The sequence below is a fragment of the Enterobacter sp. J49 genome (assembly GCF_002148625.1).
GTDB lineage: Bacteria > Pseudomonadota > Gammaproteobacteria > Enterobacterales > Enterobacteriaceae > Enterobacter > Enterobacter ludwigii.
The window spans coordinates 987,576-1,004,230 of record NZ_MWPY01000037.1 but is presented as its reverse complement, the minus strand read 5'-3'; the positions used below and the strand labels follow the sequence as shown (position 1 = coordinate 1,004,230).

The 16,655-nt window shown below is 52.7% G+C and carries 18 protein-coding genes; 8 read left to right on the top strand and 10 right to left on the bottom strand.

Annotation, left to right across the window (positions count from 1 at the left end; genetic code table 11):
- Positions 1-17: 17 nt before the first annotated feature.
- From BJP35_RS23160 to pspA, 8 genes are all read right to left on the bottom strand, one after another.
- Entirely contained in the window at positions 18-860 is an 843-nt protein-coding gene (locus tag BJP35_RS23160; RefSeq protein WP_020882460.1) for a carbohydrate ABC transporter permease, read from the bottom strand.
- Positions 847-1,728: a carbohydrate ABC transporter permease gene (locus BJP35_RS23155; RefSeq protein ID WP_025204014.1), complete on the bottom strand. Its 882-nt coding sequence runs from the start codon at positions 1,726-1,728 to the stop codon at positions 847-849. The genes BJP35_RS23160 and BJP35_RS23155 overlap by 14 nt, the downstream gene beginning before the upstream one ends.
- Positions 1,729-1,750: 22 nt before the next feature.
- Entirely contained in the window at positions 1,751-3,043 is a 1,293-nt protein-coding gene (locus BJP35_RS23150) for an ABC transporter substrate-binding protein (protein ID WP_032678282.1), read from the bottom strand.
- Between the two features lie 15 nt (positions 3,044-3,058).
- On the bottom strand, positions 3,059-4,756 hold the full coding sequence (locus BJP35_RS23145; RefSeq protein WP_047744741.1) for a sugar phosphorylase: 1,698 nt from the start codon (positions 4,754-4,756) through the stop codon (positions 3,059-3,061).
- Between the two features lie 185 nt (positions 4,757-4,941).
- Positions 4,942-5,166 (bottom strand): phage shock protein PspD, encoded by a 225-nt coding sequence (pspD, locus tag BJP35_RS23140; RefSeq protein WP_014170342.1) that lies wholly within the window; start codon positions 5,164-5,166, stop codon positions 4,942-4,944.
- A 12-nt stretch (positions 5,167-5,178) separates the two neighbouring features.
- Positions 5,179-5,538 carry an envelope stress response membrane protein PspC gene (pspC, locus tag BJP35_RS23135; protein WP_014170343.1) on the bottom strand — a complete coding sequence of 120 codons (360 nt, stop codon included), beginning with the start codon at positions 5,536-5,538 and terminating at the stop codon, positions 5,179-5,181.
- Positions 5,538-5,762, bottom strand: a complete 225-nt coding sequence (gene pspB / locus BJP35_RS23130) for an envelope stress response membrane protein PspB (protein WP_025204011.1) — start codon at positions 5,760-5,762, stop codon at positions 5,538-5,540. Before pspB ends, pspC begins: the two co-directional genes overlap by 1 nt.
- A gap of 54 nt (positions 5,763-5,816) precedes the next feature.
- Positions 5,817-6,485 carry a phage shock protein PspA gene (gene pspA / locus BJP35_RS23125; protein WP_014170345.1) on the bottom strand — a complete coding sequence of 223 codons (669 nt, stop codon included), beginning with the start codon at positions 6,483-6,485 and terminating at the stop codon, positions 5,817-5,819.
- 166 nt (positions 6,486-6,651) lie between these two features.
- Between pspA and pspF the strand changes: the two genes are divergently transcribed.
- From pspF to sapF, 6 genes are all read left to right on the top strand, one after another.
- Positions 6,652-7,629 carry a phage shock protein operon transcriptional activator gene (gene pspF, locus BJP35_RS23120; protein ID WP_047744742.1) on the top strand — a complete coding sequence of 326 codons (978 nt, stop codon included), beginning with the start codon at positions 6,652-6,654 and terminating at the stop codon, positions 7,627-7,629.
- 88 nt (positions 7,630-7,717) lie between these two features.
- Entirely contained in the window at positions 7,718-9,358 is a 1,641-nt protein-coding gene (sapA, locus tag BJP35_RS23115; protein ID WP_020882454.1) for an ABC transporter substrate-binding protein SapA, read from the top strand.
- Complete coding sequence (sapB, locus tag BJP35_RS23110) at positions 9,355-10,320, top strand: putrescine export ABC transporter permease SapB (protein WP_014170348.1); 966 nt, start codon at positions 9,355-9,357, stop codon at positions 10,318-10,320. The genes sapA and sapB overlap by 4 nt, the downstream gene beginning before the upstream one ends.
- Positions 10,307-11,197, top strand: a complete 891-nt coding sequence (gene sapC, locus BJP35_RS23105; protein WP_014170349.1) for a putrescine export ABC transporter permease SapC — start codon at positions 10,307-10,309, stop codon at positions 11,195-11,197. The genes sapB and sapC overlap by 14 nt, the downstream gene beginning before the upstream one ends.
- On the top strand, positions 11,197-12,189 hold the full coding sequence (gene sapD, locus BJP35_RS23100; RefSeq protein ID WP_014170350.1) for a putrescine export ABC transporter ATP-binding protein SapD: 993 nt from the start codon (positions 11,197-11,199) through the stop codon (positions 12,187-12,189). The genes sapC and sapD overlap by 1 nt, the downstream gene beginning before the upstream one ends.
- Before the next feature lies 1 nt (position 12,190).
- The gene (sapF, locus tag BJP35_RS23095; RefSeq protein ID WP_014170351.1) at positions 12,191-12,997 is read left to right on the top strand and encodes a putrescine export ABC transporter ATP-binding protein SapF; all 807 of its coding nucleotides are present in this window, start codon (positions 12,191-12,193) and stop codon (positions 12,995-12,997) included.
- Between the two features lie 147 nt (positions 12,998-13,144).
- On the opposite strand, the gene BJP35_RS23090 is transcribed toward sapF, so the two are convergent.
- Positions 13,145-13,735 (bottom strand): TetR/AcrR family transcriptional regulator, encoded by a 591-nt coding sequence (locus BJP35_RS23090; protein WP_047744743.1) that lies wholly within the window; start codon positions 13,733-13,735, stop codon positions 13,145-13,147.
- Positions 13,736-13,867: 132 nt separating this feature from the next.
- On the opposite strand from BJP35_RS23090, the gene BJP35_RS23085 reads away from it, so the two are divergent.
- The gene (locus BJP35_RS23085) at positions 13,868-14,263 is read left to right on the top strand and encodes a RidA family protein (RefSeq protein WP_020882451.1); all 396 of its coding nucleotides are present in this window, start codon (positions 13,868-13,870) and stop codon (positions 14,261-14,263) included.
- Between the two features lie 72 nt (positions 14,264-14,335).
- A complete protein-coding gene (locus BJP35_RS23080) occupies positions 14,336-15,160 on the top strand; it encodes a helix-turn-helix domain-containing protein (protein WP_047744744.1) in 825 nt (274 codons plus the stop codon).
- Between the two features lie 52 nt (positions 15,161-15,212).
- On the opposite strand, the gene BJP35_RS23075 is transcribed toward BJP35_RS23080, so the two are convergent.
- Positions 15,213-16,562 carry a GGDEF domain-containing protein gene (locus tag BJP35_RS23075; RefSeq protein WP_047744895.1) on the bottom strand — a complete coding sequence of 450 codons (1,350 nt, stop codon included), beginning with the start codon at positions 16,560-16,562 and terminating at the stop codon, positions 15,213-15,215.
- Between the last annotated feature and the right edge of the window lie 93 nt (positions 16,563-16,655).

Below are 16,655 nucleotides of genomic sequence, written 5' to 3'. Positions count from 1 at the left end.
AGTTAAAACTGGCCGCCTCAGCCCTTAACGCCACCGGCGGTCAAACCACTTTTGATAAAACGTTCAGACAGTGCGTACATGATGACCACCGGAAGCGCTGTCACCAGCGATGCCGCCATCATGCGACCCCAAATATAATCTGGCGTGCTAAAGAGGGTGTTTAGCCCAACCGGCAAGGTGAAATTGCTGGCGCTGGACAGGAAAATGGATGCAAACAGGTAGTCGTTCCATGCCACCATGAAGCAGTAGACGAACACCGACACGAGGCCGGAAATCGCCAGCGGAACGGTAATGCGGAAGATAATTTGCAGGCGGTTAAGCCCGTCCATCATCGCGGCTTCTTCTATTTCATCCGGAATGGTGTCGAAATAGCTGCGCAGCATAAAGACGGCTGTCGGCAGCGTCTGGGTCACCATGGTGATAATCAGCGCCAGCTCCGTGTCATAGATCCCCAGCGCGGTGATGATTTTGAACAGCGGCACCACCAGCAAAATCCCCGAGAACATATAGACGGTGTAAAAACTCGCATTGATCGTCGTACGTCCTTTAAAACGCAGTTTGGATAACGCGTAAGCCCCCAGCGTGCCGAGAAAAACGGCAATTACCGACGAGGTCAGCGAGACCACCATGCTGTTTCTGAAGTAGTCCACAAACGGGAAGATCAGCGGATTAAAGATGTCGATGTAATGCTGCAGCGTCCATGCCTGCGGCAGGATGGTCGGATGGAGCGATATCGCCTCTTTCGCGCTCTTAAGCGAGGTCATTAACATCACAAAGAACGGGAACAGCGTGATGATCAGAAACACCGCCAGCCCCAGATAAAAACCGAGACGGCTCAGTACGCGTTTATTTGTTGCCATTGAGGTTTACCCTTTTTCTGGTCAGCAGAATGACGGCGAAGATGATCACAAACAGCACCACGGAGATGGCAGCGGCTTTCCCGAGGTCATTGAAGGCAAATGCGGTCTTGTAGAGATAGACGCCCAAAATATCGACCTTGGTGGTCAGGAGATAAACATCAGCGAACATATAGAACATCCAGATGGTTCGCAGTGTAATCACCGTGGCCAGCACCGGCATAATGGCGGGCAGCGTGACGATACGAAAACGCTGCCAGGCATTTGCCCCATCCATTTCCGCGGCTTCGTACAGCGATTTATCGATGGTCTGCAATATCGCGAGGAACGAGATAAACGCGTAGGGGAAGTAACGCCAGATGGCGAACAGCACCACCAGCACAAAACTGCTGCCCGGGTTGTCGAACCACAGCGGCGCCTGGTCATACAGGTGCAACAGATCGACACCCAGATAGTTCACAATGCCGTAGCCGTTGTTGAACATGTATTTCCATGCAAACACCAGCGAGATGGATGGTGTGACGTAGGACAAAATCACCAGTGAACGTGCCGTTTTCCGCAGACGAAATTCCCGGTTAAAAAAGAGGGCAACGGCCAGCCCCAGCGCCGTGCTGCCCATCACCACCAGGGCGGTGTACCAGAACGTCATCCACAGGGAGTGCCAGAATGCGCCATCGCTGAGGATACGAACATAGTTATCCAGCCCGACAAACACGGCGCTAATGCGCGGGTTAAGCGGCAAACGTAAAAAGCTGATTTCAATATTGGAAATCATCGGCCAGGCCACCAGGCCCCCCAGCAAAATCAGGCTGGGGGCCAACAGCAGCATGGCGAAAGGCATATCTGAACGACCAGAAAACAACGTCTTCATAATTTCCTTCCGCAGAGCGCTCCTATCGTTGTGAAATCAGGTCAGTCAGTCGCTTTTGGCTGTTGCTTAACGTTGCAGTGAGATCCTGTTGACCTACTGTGACGTTATGCACCATGGAACTGATGATGCCGGACCCCGTTACATCACCCATGCGGGTAAAGTTTTTGTCGCCCACGGCGCCAAATACCTGCACATTCGGGAACTGGGCGATAAGCTCATAGGGAAGTTGACCAAACGCTTTAATGACCTCGTTGTCTTTCCAGGAGTCCGTGCCGACGACCAGTTTGTTCACCGGCAGCGCGGCACCCGGGGACATCATCACCCAGTCAGACGCGTTCTGTGCCTGCTCCATCCAGGTGACAAACTTCTGTGCAGCCTGGGTTTCATCTTCTGTTTGACCGGAGGTGATCGTCAGCGATGTGACCATGCCGTAGACCGCTGAAGACGTTTCAGTCGGAACGACAAAGCCCAGGTTGGCTGGGTTGCCGTCTTTATAGACCGCCGGCAGGATATAGGTGGAATACACCGCCATCGGCGCCGAACCATTCATAAAGGCATCTTTAATCTCCATGACATCGTTCGAGCCCGGCATGGTGGTCGCGGCCAGTGCTTTATAGAACGCCAGCGCGTTCACCATTTCCGGGGTATCGATGTTGATTTTCCCGTTGGCGTCAAAAACGTTCGCGCCACCGGAAAGCGCAAACTGAGAAAACGCCTGCTCGGTCATCACGCTTTCTGCCGTGGGTAGCGCAATGCCATAGCGTTTTTTAGCCGGATCGCTGAGGCGTTGGCTGGCTTTCAGCAGCTGTTCCCAGTTATGCGGCTCCTCAATACCCGCCGCAGCAAGCACATCTTTGTGATACCAGACGCCAGACAGCCAGGCGCTGATTGGCACCCCCGTCCAGGCTGAGCCGTCTTCTGTGCGAACGACACGCAAAATTCCGTCATAGAAGGTGTTTTCGCCCACCGCTTTGATGGCGGCGTTGATCGCATCCCGGTCCAGCAGCTGCTCTTTATCCATGACTTTTGCGTAGTCATGGCTGACCTCAATGACCTCAGGCAGCGCACCGGTGCGGGCCAACGTAATCACTTTGGTGTTGTAGGCATCCTCTTCTACCGGTACCTGTTTCACCGTAATCGTCGGGTTCTCTTTCTCGAATTTTTCAATCAGTTTTGTAATTACCGCCTGACGCTCCTGTTCAACTGAGGAGTGCATAAACTCAATGGTGACAGCAGAGGGTTTGTCATCCTTACAGCCTGACAACAAGGCGCACGAAACCAGTGCTGATATCAGCACAATTTTGGGCATATTCATGTTTAAGGTCCTTTTTTAGTTTTCTTTAACCCACAACACCTGCCATGGATTAAGGGTCAGAGTCGTACCAGTAATATCTTTCCCGGCGATCAATTCGCTGCCGGATGGAATATTCGACTCAAGCGTTTGAACGCGATCGCTAAAATTAAATAACGCGGTAACTTTTTCGCCACTTTGCGCAATACGCATTATTTTTAATACATGCTCGCCTGCCGTACTAAAACAAGCCTGACTGTCAGGGTGGAATGCTTTTTCTGCACGCCTCAGGGCGATTAATTCACGCAATCTATAATAGACTGTCTGCCGCAGGCTATTTTCGTTCTCAAGTTCACTGTCGATTGCACCGGCGAGGTATTTTTTGCGGTTAATCGCACGATTATATCCCAGGCGCTCCACGCCCTCATAATCATTACGCGAGCCAAGAATACTTTGGATATAGACGGCAGGCACACCGGGGAAACTCAGGAGTACAGCATGAGCCAGAATAAACCGGGCAATACGGTGATTGTCATCGCAGTCCCTTGTGCTTAACGCATCAAGATAAGTGACATTGATTTCATACGGGCTTCGCGTTCCATCCGGATTGTTTTTCCAGTTGACCAGCGCCCCCTCGGCCTGAAGTTTCTCAACCAGCGAGAGGATCTCAGACTCGGGTAAAATTCCGCGTAACGGATTGAGGCCAATCCCGTCATGCGAGGCCAAAAAGTTAAACCAGGTGGTTTTCGTGGAAGGAAGCGTCAACGACGACGCCCACTGACACAGCGCCCGGACATCCTGACGGTGTACCGCATGCAGCACAAGCGGCGGCAAGGAGAACTGATACACCATCTGCGCTTCATTGTTGCCGTCACCAAAGTAGGCAACGTTGTCTTTATGCGGGACATTGGTCTCAGTGATTATCACCGTACCCGGCGCGACAGCCTCGGTAATGGCACGGAAAAGCTGGATAAGCTGGTGGGTTTGTTCCAGATGGATACAGCTCGTTCCCGGTATCTTCCACATAAACCCAACGGCATCCAGACGAATGTAGCGCGCCCCTTCAGTCAGGTAGTGCAGCAGCACGTCTACCATCGCAATCAGAACCTGAGGAGAGGCAAAATTGAGATCGACCTGGTCGCTGCTGAAGGTGGTCCACAGGTGGCGTACGCTGCCATCGTGAAGCGTAAACGGCGTGAGGAGGGGCAAAGCACGCGGTCGCGTGACGGCCGACAGATCCGTTTCAGGGTCAACAGAAATGAAGAAATCGTTATACCCCGGCATTTGCTTAAGGTAATTCGCGAACCATTGACTTTGCGCCGACATGTGATTGCAGACGAAATCAAACATCAAACTGGCTGATTGTTTTAATTCGGCAATGTCCTGCCACGTTCCTGTTTCCGGTGCGACGTCGTGGTAATCAATAACAGAAAAACCGTCGTCAGAAGACCACGGATAAAAAGGTAAAAGATGAACATGTGAAAAGGAGTGAGAGAGCCACTTATTATAAAACCGTGTGAAAACCGGCAGGGCTTTCTCCCCTTCTGCCGAAAACTGATCGGCATACGTAATCAGGACAACATCTTTTTCATCCCACCCCATCTTACGCTTATCTGTAATAACAGAAATCGCGTTATCAATCTTTTCCAGCAACACCGAAAAATGGGTATCGGAAAATGATTCCCCGTAAACAAGATTAATGATTTCTTTAATTTTAGCCTGCATTTTATTTTCCATGGTAGCGGTCCCACGGAACGCAATCTACTCCCATGAAAAATATCTGTCAACGGACCGGGACGCAGAAAAAGGCGATTGCAAAGCAGCTCAACGCAGTATTGTGAGCTGCCGCAAAGAAAGAAAGGGAAAGCGAAGAAGTATCGCTAGCCTGCCCCGAAAACGAGAAAGGCTAACGTACGCAGGAATTATTGGGGAAAGTAGCGGCGTGAAAGCCGTTTTGCCACTTTTTGTAGCAGAGGTTCGAGCGCCACAGCCAGCAACATTCTTACCGGCTTGCGGGCAACAGATTTTATCGCCCAACCCGCCACACCTGCCGGGCCGAAACGTAATGCCGTCAGCAGGACCAGTTTACCTGCGATTTTCAGGCCGGGTTTTACCTTCTGACCGGCCTGTTGCCAGTTTTGCTTCATGTATATTCTCTCTTAAAGCTGACGAAAACGGCTTCTCAGCGTGAAGGTGTCAGATGTGACATAGCGCTCCATCTCACGTAACCGCTTCTCCCCAGCGGCGAGTTGATCGTCAACCGCGTTGAGAAGATCGTTGCTGGTCGGTGCGCCTTCTGCGGCCAGTTCACCTTCCGGCATCGGGTCGAGTACAAACGACAGCACGATGTACGCCACCAGGGTGATAAACGCCAGACCGAAGAAGATCGACAGCACCGTTACCACGCGAACCAGTTTGACCGGGACATCAAGATAATGAGCCAGTCCGGCACAGACGCCGCGTACCATTCCCTGCTGCGGAATGCGCCACAATTTTTTGTTCAGGTTCAGTCCGGCCATTAACGGTCCCTCCAGTTTGGATGTTCTGCATCGAGGATATCTTCCAGCGCCTGAATGCGTTCGCGCATTTTATTCGCCTGTTCGGTCAGCTGTACGAGACGCTGTTGTTCACTCTGGGAAAGTTCACCACGTGAAGAACGGTTGCTGTAGTGCAGCCATAACCAAATCGGCAGAACAAACAGCACGAAAATGGTCAGGGGAATAGCCAGAAAAAGCGCGCTCATGTGTACTCCTTGTCTTACGATGCGTGGCGGCACGCTCAGGTGCCGCACAAATTATTATTGGTTGTCTTGCTTCATTTTGGCTTTCAGCGCAGCAAGTTGCTCGCTGATTTCATCGTCCGCTTTCAGGTCAGCGAACTGCTGATCCAGTGACTTCTGTTTACCAATGCTGTGACTTTCCGCTTCCGCTTCCATATGGTCGATACGGCGTTCAAACGACTCAAAACGTGCCATTGCTTCATCCAGCTTACCGCTATCCAGCTGGCGACGTACATCGCGGGATGAGCTTGCCGCCTGGTGGCGCAATGCCAGCGCCTGCTGACGCGCACGCGTTTCGTTCAGTTTGTTTTCAAGCTCACCAATCTCTTTCTTCATACGCGAAAGCGTATCATCGACCAGTGTGACTTCATGCTCGAGCGTCGCGACCATGTCTGCCAGCTTCTGTTTTTCAATCAGCGCGGCGCGGGCCAGGTCTTCTTTATCTTTACGCAGCGCAAGTTCTGCTTTTTCCTGCCATTCGTTAAGCTGAGCGGTCGCCTGCTCAATGCGGCGCGTTAACTGTTTTTTCTCAGCCAGCGCACGGGCGGAGGTAGAACGCACTTCAACCAGCGTATCTTCCATTTCCTGAATCATCAGGCGCACCAGCTTCTGCGGATCTTCCGCTTTCTCAAGCAGTGAGTTGATATTGGCGTTCACGATGTCGGCGAAACGAGAAAAAATACCCATAATGTGATCCTCATAGTTCTGTTATCGGGCGATGCCCTGCTACATAGCTAATACAAATACCGTGCCAAGTTTTTATCTTGTTGATTTTACTTGATGTGGTTGATTTCCAGACATCGGCACACTATGCTCACCTGGTGAATATCACTAAGGAGTGGTTAATTTCATCATGGCTGGATACAAAGACAATTTACTCGGCGAAGCCAACAGTTTTCTGGAAGTCCTCGAACAGGTCTCCCGTCTCGCGCCGCTCAACAAGCCGGTGCTTATTATCGGTGAGCGCGGCACGGGTAAGGAACTGATTGCTAACCGTCTACATTATTTATCCGGACGCTGGGATGGCCCCTTCATTTCTCTTAACTGCGCGGCGTTGAATGAAAATCTGCTCGACACGGAGCTTTTCGGTCATGAAGCCGGTGCTTTTACCGGTGCCCAAAAACGCCATCCGGGTCGTTTTGAACGCGCCGACGGCGGCACGCTGTTTCTTGATGAACTGGCCACCGCGCCCATGCTGGTACAGGAAAAGCTGCTGCGCGTGATTGAGTATGGCGAGCTGGAGCGTGTCGGCGGTAGCCAGCCGCTGCAGGTCAACGTGCGTCTGGTGTGCGCCACCAATGCCAACCTCCCGCAAATGGTGGCAGAGGAAAAATTCCGTGCCGACCTGCTCGACCGGCTGGCCTTTGACGTCGTTCAGCTCCCGCCGCTGCGCGAGCGAAGAAGCGACATCATGCTGCTGGCAGAGCAGTTTGCGATTCAGATGTGTCGCGAGCTCGGCCTGCTGCTTTTTCCGGGGTTCAGCGAGTATGCAAAGGAGACACTCCTCGCTTACCACTGGCCGGGAAATATCCGTGAGTTAAAAAACGTCGTGGAGCGTTCTGTCTATCGCCACGGCAGCAGTGAGACCGAGCTGGATAACATTATTCTCGATCCTTTTCAGCGTAGCCCGCAGCTAGCTTCCGCCCCGCCCGTGTCCGGGGCTTCCCCTTCACTTCCCCTGGATTTGCGGCAGTTCCAGCATGAACAGGAACAACAGCTGCTTGAGCAGAGCCTGAGGGTGGCGAAATATAACCAGAAACGGGCGGCTGAACTCCTGGGTCTGACCTACCATCAATTAAGGGCATTGCTCAAAAAGCATCAAATGCGCTGACAATATCAGCACTTACCCGCAGACATTTTTACGAAGCAGGCGTAAGTGCGATACACTTTGCAGATCGAACCTAAAAACCTTAAAAATTATGCGTCTGGTTTTATCGTCCTTCTTTGCACTTGGTCTGTTCAGCAGCCTGGCGTTTGCTGCGCCCGAACCCGCTACGCAACCTGATATTCGCGACAGCGGCTTCGTCTATTGCGTAAGCGGTCAGGTTGATACATTTAACCCGCAAAAAGCGGGCAGCGGCCTGATTGTGGATACCCTTGCCGCGCAACTCTATGACCGTCTGCTTGATGTGGATCCCTACACCTACCGTCTGGTGCCAGAGCTTGCCGAAAGCTGGGAAGTACTGGATAACGGTGCGACCTACCGTTTCCACCTGCGCGATGATGTCGCATTTCAGCACACGCCTTGGTTTACCCCAACGCGCAAACTGAACGCGGATGACGTGGTCTTTACGTTCCAGCGTATCTTTAACCGTAATCACCCGTGGCATAACGTTAACGGCAGTAACTTCCCCTACTTCGACAGCCTGCAGTTTGCCGATACCGTTAAAAGCGTTCGCAAGCTGGATAACCGCACGGTGGAGTTTTCGCTGAAGCGCCCGGATGCCTCTTTCCTCTGGCACCTGGCCACCCACTATGCGTCCGTTATGTCTGCTGAATACGCCGCGAACCTGAGCAAAATCGATCGTCAGGAGTTAATCGACCGTCAGCCAGTCGGCACCGGTCCGTTCCAGCTGGCCGAATATCGCTCCGGACAATATATCCGCCTGCAGCGCCATGCGCATTTCTGGCGCGGCACGCCGCTGATGCCACAGGTAGTGGTCGATCTTGGCTCTGGCGGGACGGGGCGTTTATCAAAACTGCTGACCGGGGAGTGCGACGTGCTGGCGTGGCCTGCTGCCAGCCAGCTCACCATTTTGCGCGACGATCCGCGTTTGCGCCTGACGTTACGCCCCGGCATGAACATCGCCTATCTGGCGTTTAATACCGATAAGCCGCCGCTGAACAACCCTGCCGTACGCCACGCGCTGGCGCTGGCCATCAACAACCAGCGTCTGATGCAGTCGATCTATTACGGTACGGCAGAAACCGCCGCCTCTATTTTGCCGCGAGCCTCGTGGGCCTATGACAGTGAAGCTAAAATTACTGAATACAACCCGGCAAAAGCGCGTGAACAGCTGAAAGCGCTGGGGGCGGAAAACCTGACGCTGCAACTCTGGGTACCGACCAGCTCTCAGGCCTGGAACCCAAGCCCGCTGAAGACCGCCGAGCTGTTGCAGGCAGATATGGCGCAGGTGGGGGTGAAAGTGATCATCGTGCCGGTTGAGGGTCGTTTCCAGGAGGCGCGCCTGATGGATATGAACCATGATTTAACCCTGACAGGCTGGGCGACCGACAGTAATGACCCGGACAGCTTCTTCCGTCCGTTGCTGAGCTGTGCGGCGATTAACTCCCAGACCAACTACGCCCACTGGTGCAACCGGGAATTTGACGGCGTGCTGCAAAAAGCGCTGGCGTCCCAACAGCTGGCGTCACGCATAGACGCCTATGATGAAGCGCAGAAGATCCTTGCCGAAGAGCTGCCCGTGCTGCCGCTGGCCTCGTCCCTGCGCCTGCAGGCCTATCGCTATGATATTAAAGGCCTGGTGTTGAGTCCGTTCGGCAACGCCTCCTTCGCCGGCGTATCTCGCGAAAAAGAACAAGAGGTGAAAAAACCATGATCATTTTTACCTTGCGCCGCCTTCTGCTGCTGTTGGTGACGCTCTTTTTCCTGACCTTTGTTGGTTTCAGTCTGAGCTATTTCACCCCGCACGCCCCGCTCCAGGGGTCGTCGCTGTGGGATGCGTGGCTCTTCTGGTTTAACGGTCTGCTGCACTGGGATTTCGGTGTTTCAAGCATCAACGGACAGCTCATCTCCGAGCAGCTGAAAGAGGTTTTCCCGGCGACAATGGAGCTGTGCATTCTGGCGTTCGGTTTTGCCTTAATGGTTGGTATTCCGGTAGGGATGCTGGCAGGGATTTATCGCAACAAATGGCAGGATAAATTTATCAGCGCCCTCGCCCTGCTCGGCTTCTCGATCCCGATCTTCTGGCTGGCGCTGCTGCTGACGCTTTTCTTCTCCCTCAACCTGGGCTGGCTGCCGGTTTCTGGCCGTTTTGACCTGTTGTATACGGTAAAAACGGTGACCGGGTTTGCTATCGTTGACGCCTGGCTGTCTGATTCAGCCTGGCGACATGAGATGATCGTCAGCGCCGTACGCCATATGGTCCTGCCGGTACTGACGCTGGCGGTGGCACCGACAACCGAAGTGATCCGCCTGATGCGCCTGAGTACCATCGAGGTGTTCGATCAAAACTATGTCAAAGCGGCCGCCACGCGCGGCTTATCGCGCCTGACTATCTTACGCCGTAATGTGCTGCATAACGCCCTGCCGCCTGTTATCCCGCGACTGGGGCTTCAGTTTTCCACCATGCTCACCCTGGCGATGATTACCGAAATGGTCTTCAGCTGGCCGGGGCTGGGACGATGGTTGATTAACGCTATCCGCCAGCAGGACTACGCCGCCATTTCGGCGGGCGTCATGGTGATTGGCTCTCTGGTGATTATTGTTAACGTGATTTCCGATATTTTGGGTGCTATGGCCAACCCGTTGAAGCATAAGGAATGGTATGCCCTACGATAACGTATACAGTGAAAAGCGCACGCCCGGTGCGCTGCGTACCGTGTGGCGTAAATTCTATGGTGACACCACGGCAATGATTGGCCTTTATGGCTTCGCCGGGCTGGTGTTGCTCTGCGTTTTTGGCTCCTGGTTTGCGCCCTATGGTATTGATCAGCAGTTCCTCGGCTATCAGCTGCTGCCCCCATCCTGGTCGCGCTACGGTGAAGTCTCTTTCTTCCTCGGTACGGACGACCTCGGGCGTGACGTATTGAGCCGCCTGTTGAGCGGTGCGGCGCCGACGGTCGGCGGTGCATTTGTGGTGACGTTTGCTGCCACCATCTGCGGTCTGGCGCTCGGCATCTTTGCCGGGTCGACGCATGGCCTGCGCTCGGCGGCACTGAACCACATTCTCGACACCCTGCTCTCTATTCCGTCCCTGCTGCTGGCCATCATTGTGGTGGCGTTTGTCGGGCCACACCTGTCGCATGCCATGTTCGCGGTCTGGCTGGCGATCCTGCCCCGCATCGTGCGTTCGGTATACAGCATGGTGCATGACGAGCTGGAAAAAGAGTATGTCGTCGCAGCTCGACTGGACGGTGCAACAACCTTAAACATCCTTTGGTTTGCCGTACTGCCGAACATCGCTGCCGGGCTGGTCACGGAGATCACCCGCGCCCTGTCGATGGCGATTCTGGACATCGCGGCACTTGGTTTTCTCGATCTCGGTGCGCAGCTGCCGTCGCCTGAATGGGGCGCGATGCTTGGTGACGCGCTCGAGCTTATCTACGTTGCGCCGTGGACGGTCATGTTACCGGGTGCAGCCATTATGGTGAGTGTGCTGCTTGTCAACCTGCTGGGCGATGGTATACGCCGTGCAATTAATGCGGGGGTGCAATAATGCCGCTTCTTGATATTCGCAACCTGACCATCGAGTTCAAAACCGGTGAAGGCTGGGTGAAAGCCGTCGATCGCATCAGTATCACCCTTGCTGAGGGGGAAATTCGCGGGCTGGTGGGGGAATCCGGTTCAGGGAAAAGTCTGATCGCCAAAGCCATCTGTGGTGTGGCGAAGGATAACTGGCGCGTCACCGCTGACCGTATGCGTTTTGATGATATCGACCTGCAACGCCTCTCTCCCCGCGAGCGTCGAAAGCTGGTCGGCCATAACGTATCGATGATTTTCCAGGAGCCGCAATCCTGTCTTGACCCGTCCGAGCGCGTGGGCAAGCAGCTGATGCAGAACATTCCCGGGTGGACCTATAAAGGCCGCTGGTGGCAACGGTTTGGCTGGCGTAAGCGTCGTGCTATTGAGCTGTTGCACCGCGTCGGGATCAAAGATCATAAAGATGCCATGCGCAGTTTTCCGTACGAACTGACCGACGGTGAATGTCAGAAAGTGATGATTGCCATCGCGCTGGCCAATCAGCCGCGTCTGCTGATTGCGGATGAACCGACCAACGCGATGGAACCGACCACGCAGGCGCAGATTTTCCGCCTGCTGACGCGTCTGAACCAGAACAACAACACCACCATTTTGTTAATCAGTCACGACCTGCAAATGCTCAGCAAATGGGCTGATAAGATTGATGTGATGTACTGCGGGCAGACGGTCGAAACCGCCCCGAGTGAAGACCTCATCACCGCGCCGCATCATCCGTATACGCAGGCGCTGATCCGCGCCATTCCAGATTTTGGCAGCGCCATGCCGCACAAGAGTCGCCTGAATACCCTGCCCGGGGCTATCCCGCTGCTGGAGTCCTTGCCGATTGGCTGTCGTCTGGGGCCGCGGTGCCCGTATGCGCAGCGTAAATGTATTGAGACGCCACGCCTGACAGGGGCTAAAAATCATCTATATGCCTGTCATTTCCCGCTGAACATGGAGAGAGAGTGAAATGGTCGAAACCTTACTGGAAGTCCGTAACCTGAGTAAGACCTTTCGCTACCGTACCGGGCTGTTCCATCGTCAGACCGTTGAAGCCGTGAAGCCGCTCAGCTTTACCCTGCGCGAAAAACAGACGCTGGCGATCATCGGTGAGAACGGTTCCGGTAAATCCACGCTGGCGAAGATGCTGGCAGGCATGGTCGAACCCTCCGGCGGCGAAGTGCTGATAGATGACCATCCGCTGGAATTCGGCGATTACTCTTTCCGCAGCCAGCGTATCCGCATGATCTTCCAGGATCCGTCGACATCGCTCAACCCGCGTCAGCGTATTTCGCAAATCCTCGATTTTCCGCTGCGTCTGAATACCGATCTCGAGCCAGAAGCGCGACGCAAACGCGTTTTTGAAACCCTGCGGATGGTTGGGCTGCTGCCCGATCACGAGAGCTATTACCCGCACATGCTCGCCCCTGGCCAGAAACAGCGTCTTGGGCTCGCGCGCGCGCTGATATTGCGCCCGAAAGTGATCATCGCCGACGAAGCACTCGCCTCGCTGGATATGTCGATGCGGTCGCAGTTAATTAACCTGATGCTCGAATTACAGGAAAAACAGGGTATCTCGTATATCTACGTGACCCAACATCTGGGGATGATGAAACACATCAGCGACCAGGTGATGGTCATGCATCAGGGTGAAGTTGTTGAACGTGGCAGTACCGCAGATGTTATGGCCTCTCCGCTTCATGAACTGACTAAGCGATTGATTGCCGGCCATTTCGGTGAAGCATTAACCGCGGATGCGTGGAGAAAAGATCGCTAACGCGTTGGTGCAAGGGGCGGATTAACAACGCTCACCACGCGCGAACTCCTCGCGGCGTTTTAACGCCCCTTATCCGACAAAAATGCCCCCGGCACACCCATTCCTTTAAGGGTTAAATAGCAGCTCGCGCGCGTTAACCCTTTCCTTTCACTGATGGCGTAACCCGCTTGCAAGCAGGACAAACACCTCAATCGCATGTGGCAACGTCTTCTGCGGATCCTCACTGGCGGCTATCAACAGTGCAGCATTGAGCGCAGCGCCATTTAACAGCTGTGCAGCGACGTTTGCATCCATGTCTTTCAGGACCTTGCGTCCAATCATTTTTTCTATGGTCTGACGGGTAGATTCCAGGCAGCTATTCTGACTGGGCCAGTGGGCCGGGTCCCCCAGAACAGCCGGACCATCACGCAGTACAATACGCTGCACTTCCGGATCGAGCGCCATTTTGATGTAAGCGACGCCTTCGGCCAGTAGTCGCTCCCAGTCATTCTCGGCGCTGGCGGCAATTTCCTTCGCCTTTCGCGCCATTTCGCTGTCTATCTGGGCGACCACCGCAGCCAGCAAGCCTTTCTTGTCAGTGAAATTATGGTATAGCGCTCCACGTGTTAACCCCACGCTTGCGGTCAGTTCATCCATGGAGGCTGCGGCATAGCCTTTCTCAGCAAAAGCTTTGCGCCCTGCCTGAATCATTTTTTCGCGATTTTCCTGGGCCGTTTCGGCACGGCTTTTTGCAGCCATAAGACGTCCTTGGTTACGTTGTGTTTTTCCGTTTGACATACGTGGCGTATGTGGTTTAGATTTTGACATACGCCGCGTATGTTAATACGACCGCGTGATCTCAACAATACCCCCAATCGAAAAGGAAATGCCATGCACCCACGTGAACCTGTATTTCCCGCTAATCGTCATGCCCTCTATGAAGAACATGGCTATTCTGCTGCCATTCGCTCTGGCGATCTGTTATTTGTCTCAGGCCAGGTTGGAAGCCGCAGCGACGGCACACCTGAAACGGATTTCGGCGCTCAGGTACAACTGGCTTTTGATAATCTCCAGGCTACGCTTTCTGCCGCGGGATGTACGTTTGATGATGTGATCGACGTGACGACGTTTCATACCGATCCAGAAAATCAGTTTTCAACCATCATGGAAGCCAAAAAATTAGCGTTCCCCCGCCCCCCTTATCCGAACTGGACGGCCGTGGGGGTAAACTGGCTTGCGGGCTTTGATTTTGAAATTAAGGTCATTGCCAGAATCCCACCGCAATAAAGCAAGTATTTGGCATAAGCCCCACCGGCAATTTATTAATTACGTCATGACGCCACACGCTGTAGATATCGAATGAAAGAAAATATTAGTAAATATATTCTCACCTGGGTTGAGGAAAATAACTTTTCTATTTTACATATTGATCAACTGGTTAAAGATACCGGGTATAGCAGAAGAACCATCGAAACATGGTTTAAAGAGAAATATCACCTCTCTTTAGGTGAGTACATCCTAAGGAGAAGGCTGAGCCTTGCGGCCATCATGCTCAGAATGACGTCGCTTCCCGTTACGGACATTGCTTATTTATTTCACTACCAAAGCAGCCAGGGGTTTTCAAGAGCCTTTAAAAAGATGACGGGACTCACCCCTTCTGAATACAGAAATGCAAAAGAGTGGGATTTTGATATCCTTCAGCCCTCATTTTTATTAGACGATCTTAAAACACCTGAAATAACACTCTGTGAACTCAATGAGATTTTTCCGTATACCCATGAGATTATAGAGCACGATCATCTTTTTGATACAGCGGTGCACGATGTCACTAAAAAAATCAAAAAACTCCTGCTTGAGAATCGCGATCGGATCCAACAGCTTGCCATAGTGCCGCGCCGACCAGAACGTCTGGGTAAAAGCCGTTCCTATCTGGTAGAAGTCTTAATTTCATATTGTTTAGACAGCACTAAAACAACAAAGAAAGACACACTTTTACTTACCGGAAAATATGCAAAAATGTCCTTTGAAGGCAGCTGGGAATGTTATAGCGCCTATAACAAAATTGCGTTTGTTAAGGCAATGGTGACGAACCGCCTGACGTTGCGCGATGGCATTCATTTAATGCGTTTTAACGCCTGCAGCGATGAGTGCGTTAACTTTGATATTTACATCCCTGTGTTATAACCCCGTTTTTTCTTGCGCGTAAATCACACCGCGGGAGGCGCGCAACGCCGGTTCAGACCGACCCTGCGGCCTGTCTGCACACGGTTCTGTTTTTACCACCGTGCTTGGCCTCATACAGTGCTTCATCCACATCACGAATGATATCGCTACTGTTGACGTTTTCCTGAATGGCTGAGCACACGCCAATACTTAACGTTACCGTCAGGGGCACCGCGTACAGGTTACCCTGCCCGGTGCGTTGCTCAACATTCTTGCGAATACGTTCTGCGACGGCTACGGCCATACTCCTGTCCGTGTCGGGCAACAGCAGGCCAAACTCTTCACCTCCCAGTCTGGCAAAGACGTCATTATCACGAATACTGTCTTTAATAATATCCACGACCGCCAGAATGACGCGGTCCCCCACAGGATGTCCCCAGGTGTCATTAATGGTCTTAAAGTTATCGATATCCAGCATCATAATGCTGGTGCCCTTTTCTGTTCTGAGCATGCGGAGCCGCTGAAGTGCCTCAAAAAAATACTTGCGGTTGAAGATCTGCGTCAGGGGATCGCGGTTAACCCGATCGCCAAAAAATCTCAGCAAGCTGAAGACATGTAACAGTAAGGTACAGATAACAAATAGTTTACTGAACACTTCTACCGCCCGGCTGATATACCAGAGCGACAGGTTATACGTATCGAGTAAGAGCAGGAAAAAGTTATAGGTGATCGCAGAAAGGCACACCACGATGATGCTGTTCCAGACGCCAGATGAAAAGCGTGTCACGTAAGTCATGTAGCAGGCCAGGGCCGACCAGAGCACTATCAGAGCGTTAACGTAGCGGACATCCCAGACAGGATGATACTGATCGGGGCGATACGCGGCTATCGTTAATGTCCAGGTTGGATTGTAGCTGCTCAACGCATGGGCCAGCACCGGGAACATAACCAGGGGGATTAACGATATTAGCGCCAGCCAGACCTTATTCCGTAATGTGAACCGTCGCCGTGCCGTGTGTTTCTCCACCCATACAGCAAGCCCCAGCAAAAAAATAAAACTTAACTGGCGGAAAAAATAAAATACCGCCGTATCGTTAGTTTTTAGCGTATGGGTTAACCCTGCGTCTTCAGGAAGCTGAATGACGATAATCGTTTCTATGAAATAGATGAGACCGCTCAGAAACGCCATGCTCAGGATTAACAGGGATAAATGAGATCGGTCAGACGCATACTGCATCTGGATAAAAATAGAGATAATGGTATCCAGAAAAAATAGCGCAATCATGACGATCAAATAGGTTGTCATGGGTACCCTGAAACCTGGATTATCATTAACAAAAAAGGAGTTCACCGCGATCATCAGTGCAAACAGCAGCGCACCGGACAGCACGATCATTTTCTCAGCCAACGTAATGTTATTCATGTTCATTAATACCGCATAAATAAAAGACGTGAAACGGCAGAGCGATTTACACCATTCTCTGCTTAACATCGAGGGGCAAACCGGTCAGGCTTG

Excerpts from the sequence above, each read along its gene's own strand:
- BJP35_RS23075 (WP_047744895.1), bottom strand. The coding sequence starts at position 16,562 with ATGAATAACATTACGTTGGCTGAGAAAATGATCGTGCTGTCCGGTGCG.
- sapF (WP_014170351.1), top strand. The coding sequence starts at position 12,191 with ATGGTCGAAACCTTACTGGAAGTCCGTAACCTGAGTAAGACCTTTCGC.
- pspB (WP_025204011.1), bottom strand. The coding sequence starts at position 5,762 with ATGAGCGCGCTTTTTCTGGCTATTCCCCTGACCATTTTCGTGCTGTTT.
- pspD (WP_014170342.1), bottom strand. The coding sequence starts at position 5,166 with ATGAAGCAAAACTGGCAACAGGCCGGTCAGAAGGTAAAACCCGGCCTG.
- BJP35_RS23085 (WP_020882451.1), top strand. The coding sequence starts at position 13,868 with ATGCACCCACGTGAACCTGTATTTCCCGCTAATCGTCATGCCCTCTAT.
- sapA (WP_020882454.1), top strand. The coding sequence starts at position 7,718 with ATGCGTCTGGTTTTATCGTCCTTCTTTGCACTTGGTCTGTTCAGCAGC.
- sapC (WP_014170349.1), top strand. The coding sequence starts at position 10,307 with ATGCCCTACGATAACGTATACAGTGAAAAGCGCACGCCCGGTGCGCTG.
- BJP35_RS23090 (WP_047744743.1), bottom strand. The coding sequence starts at position 13,735 with ATGGCTGCAAAAAGCCGTGCCGAAACGGCCCAGGAAAATCGCGAAAAA.
- BJP35_RS23155 (WP_025204014.1), bottom strand. The coding sequence starts at position 1,728 with ATGAAGACGTTGTTTTCTGGTCGTTCAGATATGCCTTTCGCCATGCTG.
- pspC (WP_014170343.1), bottom strand. The coding sequence starts at position 5,538 with ATGGCCGGACTGAACCTGAACAAAAAATTGTGGCGCATTCCGCAGCAG.
- BJP35_RS23080 (WP_047744744.1), top strand. The coding sequence starts at position 14,336 with ATGAAAGAAAATATTAGTAAATATATTCTCACCTGGGTTGAGGAAAAT.
- BJP35_RS23145 (WP_047744741.1), bottom strand. The coding sequence starts at position 4,756 with ATGGAAAATAAAATGCAGGCTAAAATTAAAGAAATCATTAATCTTGTT.
- pspA (WP_014170345.1), bottom strand. The coding sequence starts at position 6,485 with ATGGGTATTTTTTCTCGTTTCGCCGACATCGTGAACGCCAATATCAAC.
- BJP35_RS23150 (WP_032678282.1), bottom strand. The coding sequence starts at position 3,043 with ATGAATATGCCCAAAATTGTGCTGATATCAGCACTGGTTTCGTGCGCC.
- sapB (WP_014170348.1), top strand. The coding sequence starts at position 9,355 with ATGATCATTTTTACCTTGCGCCGCCTTCTGCTGCTGTTGGTGACGCTC.
- pspF (WP_047744742.1), top strand. The coding sequence starts at position 6,652 with ATGGCTGGATACAAAGACAATTTACTCGGCGAAGCCAACAGTTTTCTG.
- sapD (WP_014170350.1), top strand. The coding sequence starts at position 11,197 with ATGCCGCTTCTTGATATTCGCAACCTGACCATCGAGTTCAAAACCGGT.
- BJP35_RS23160 (WP_020882460.1), bottom strand. The coding sequence starts at position 860 with ATGGCAACAAATAAACGCGTACTGAGCCGTCTCGGTTTTTATCTGGGG.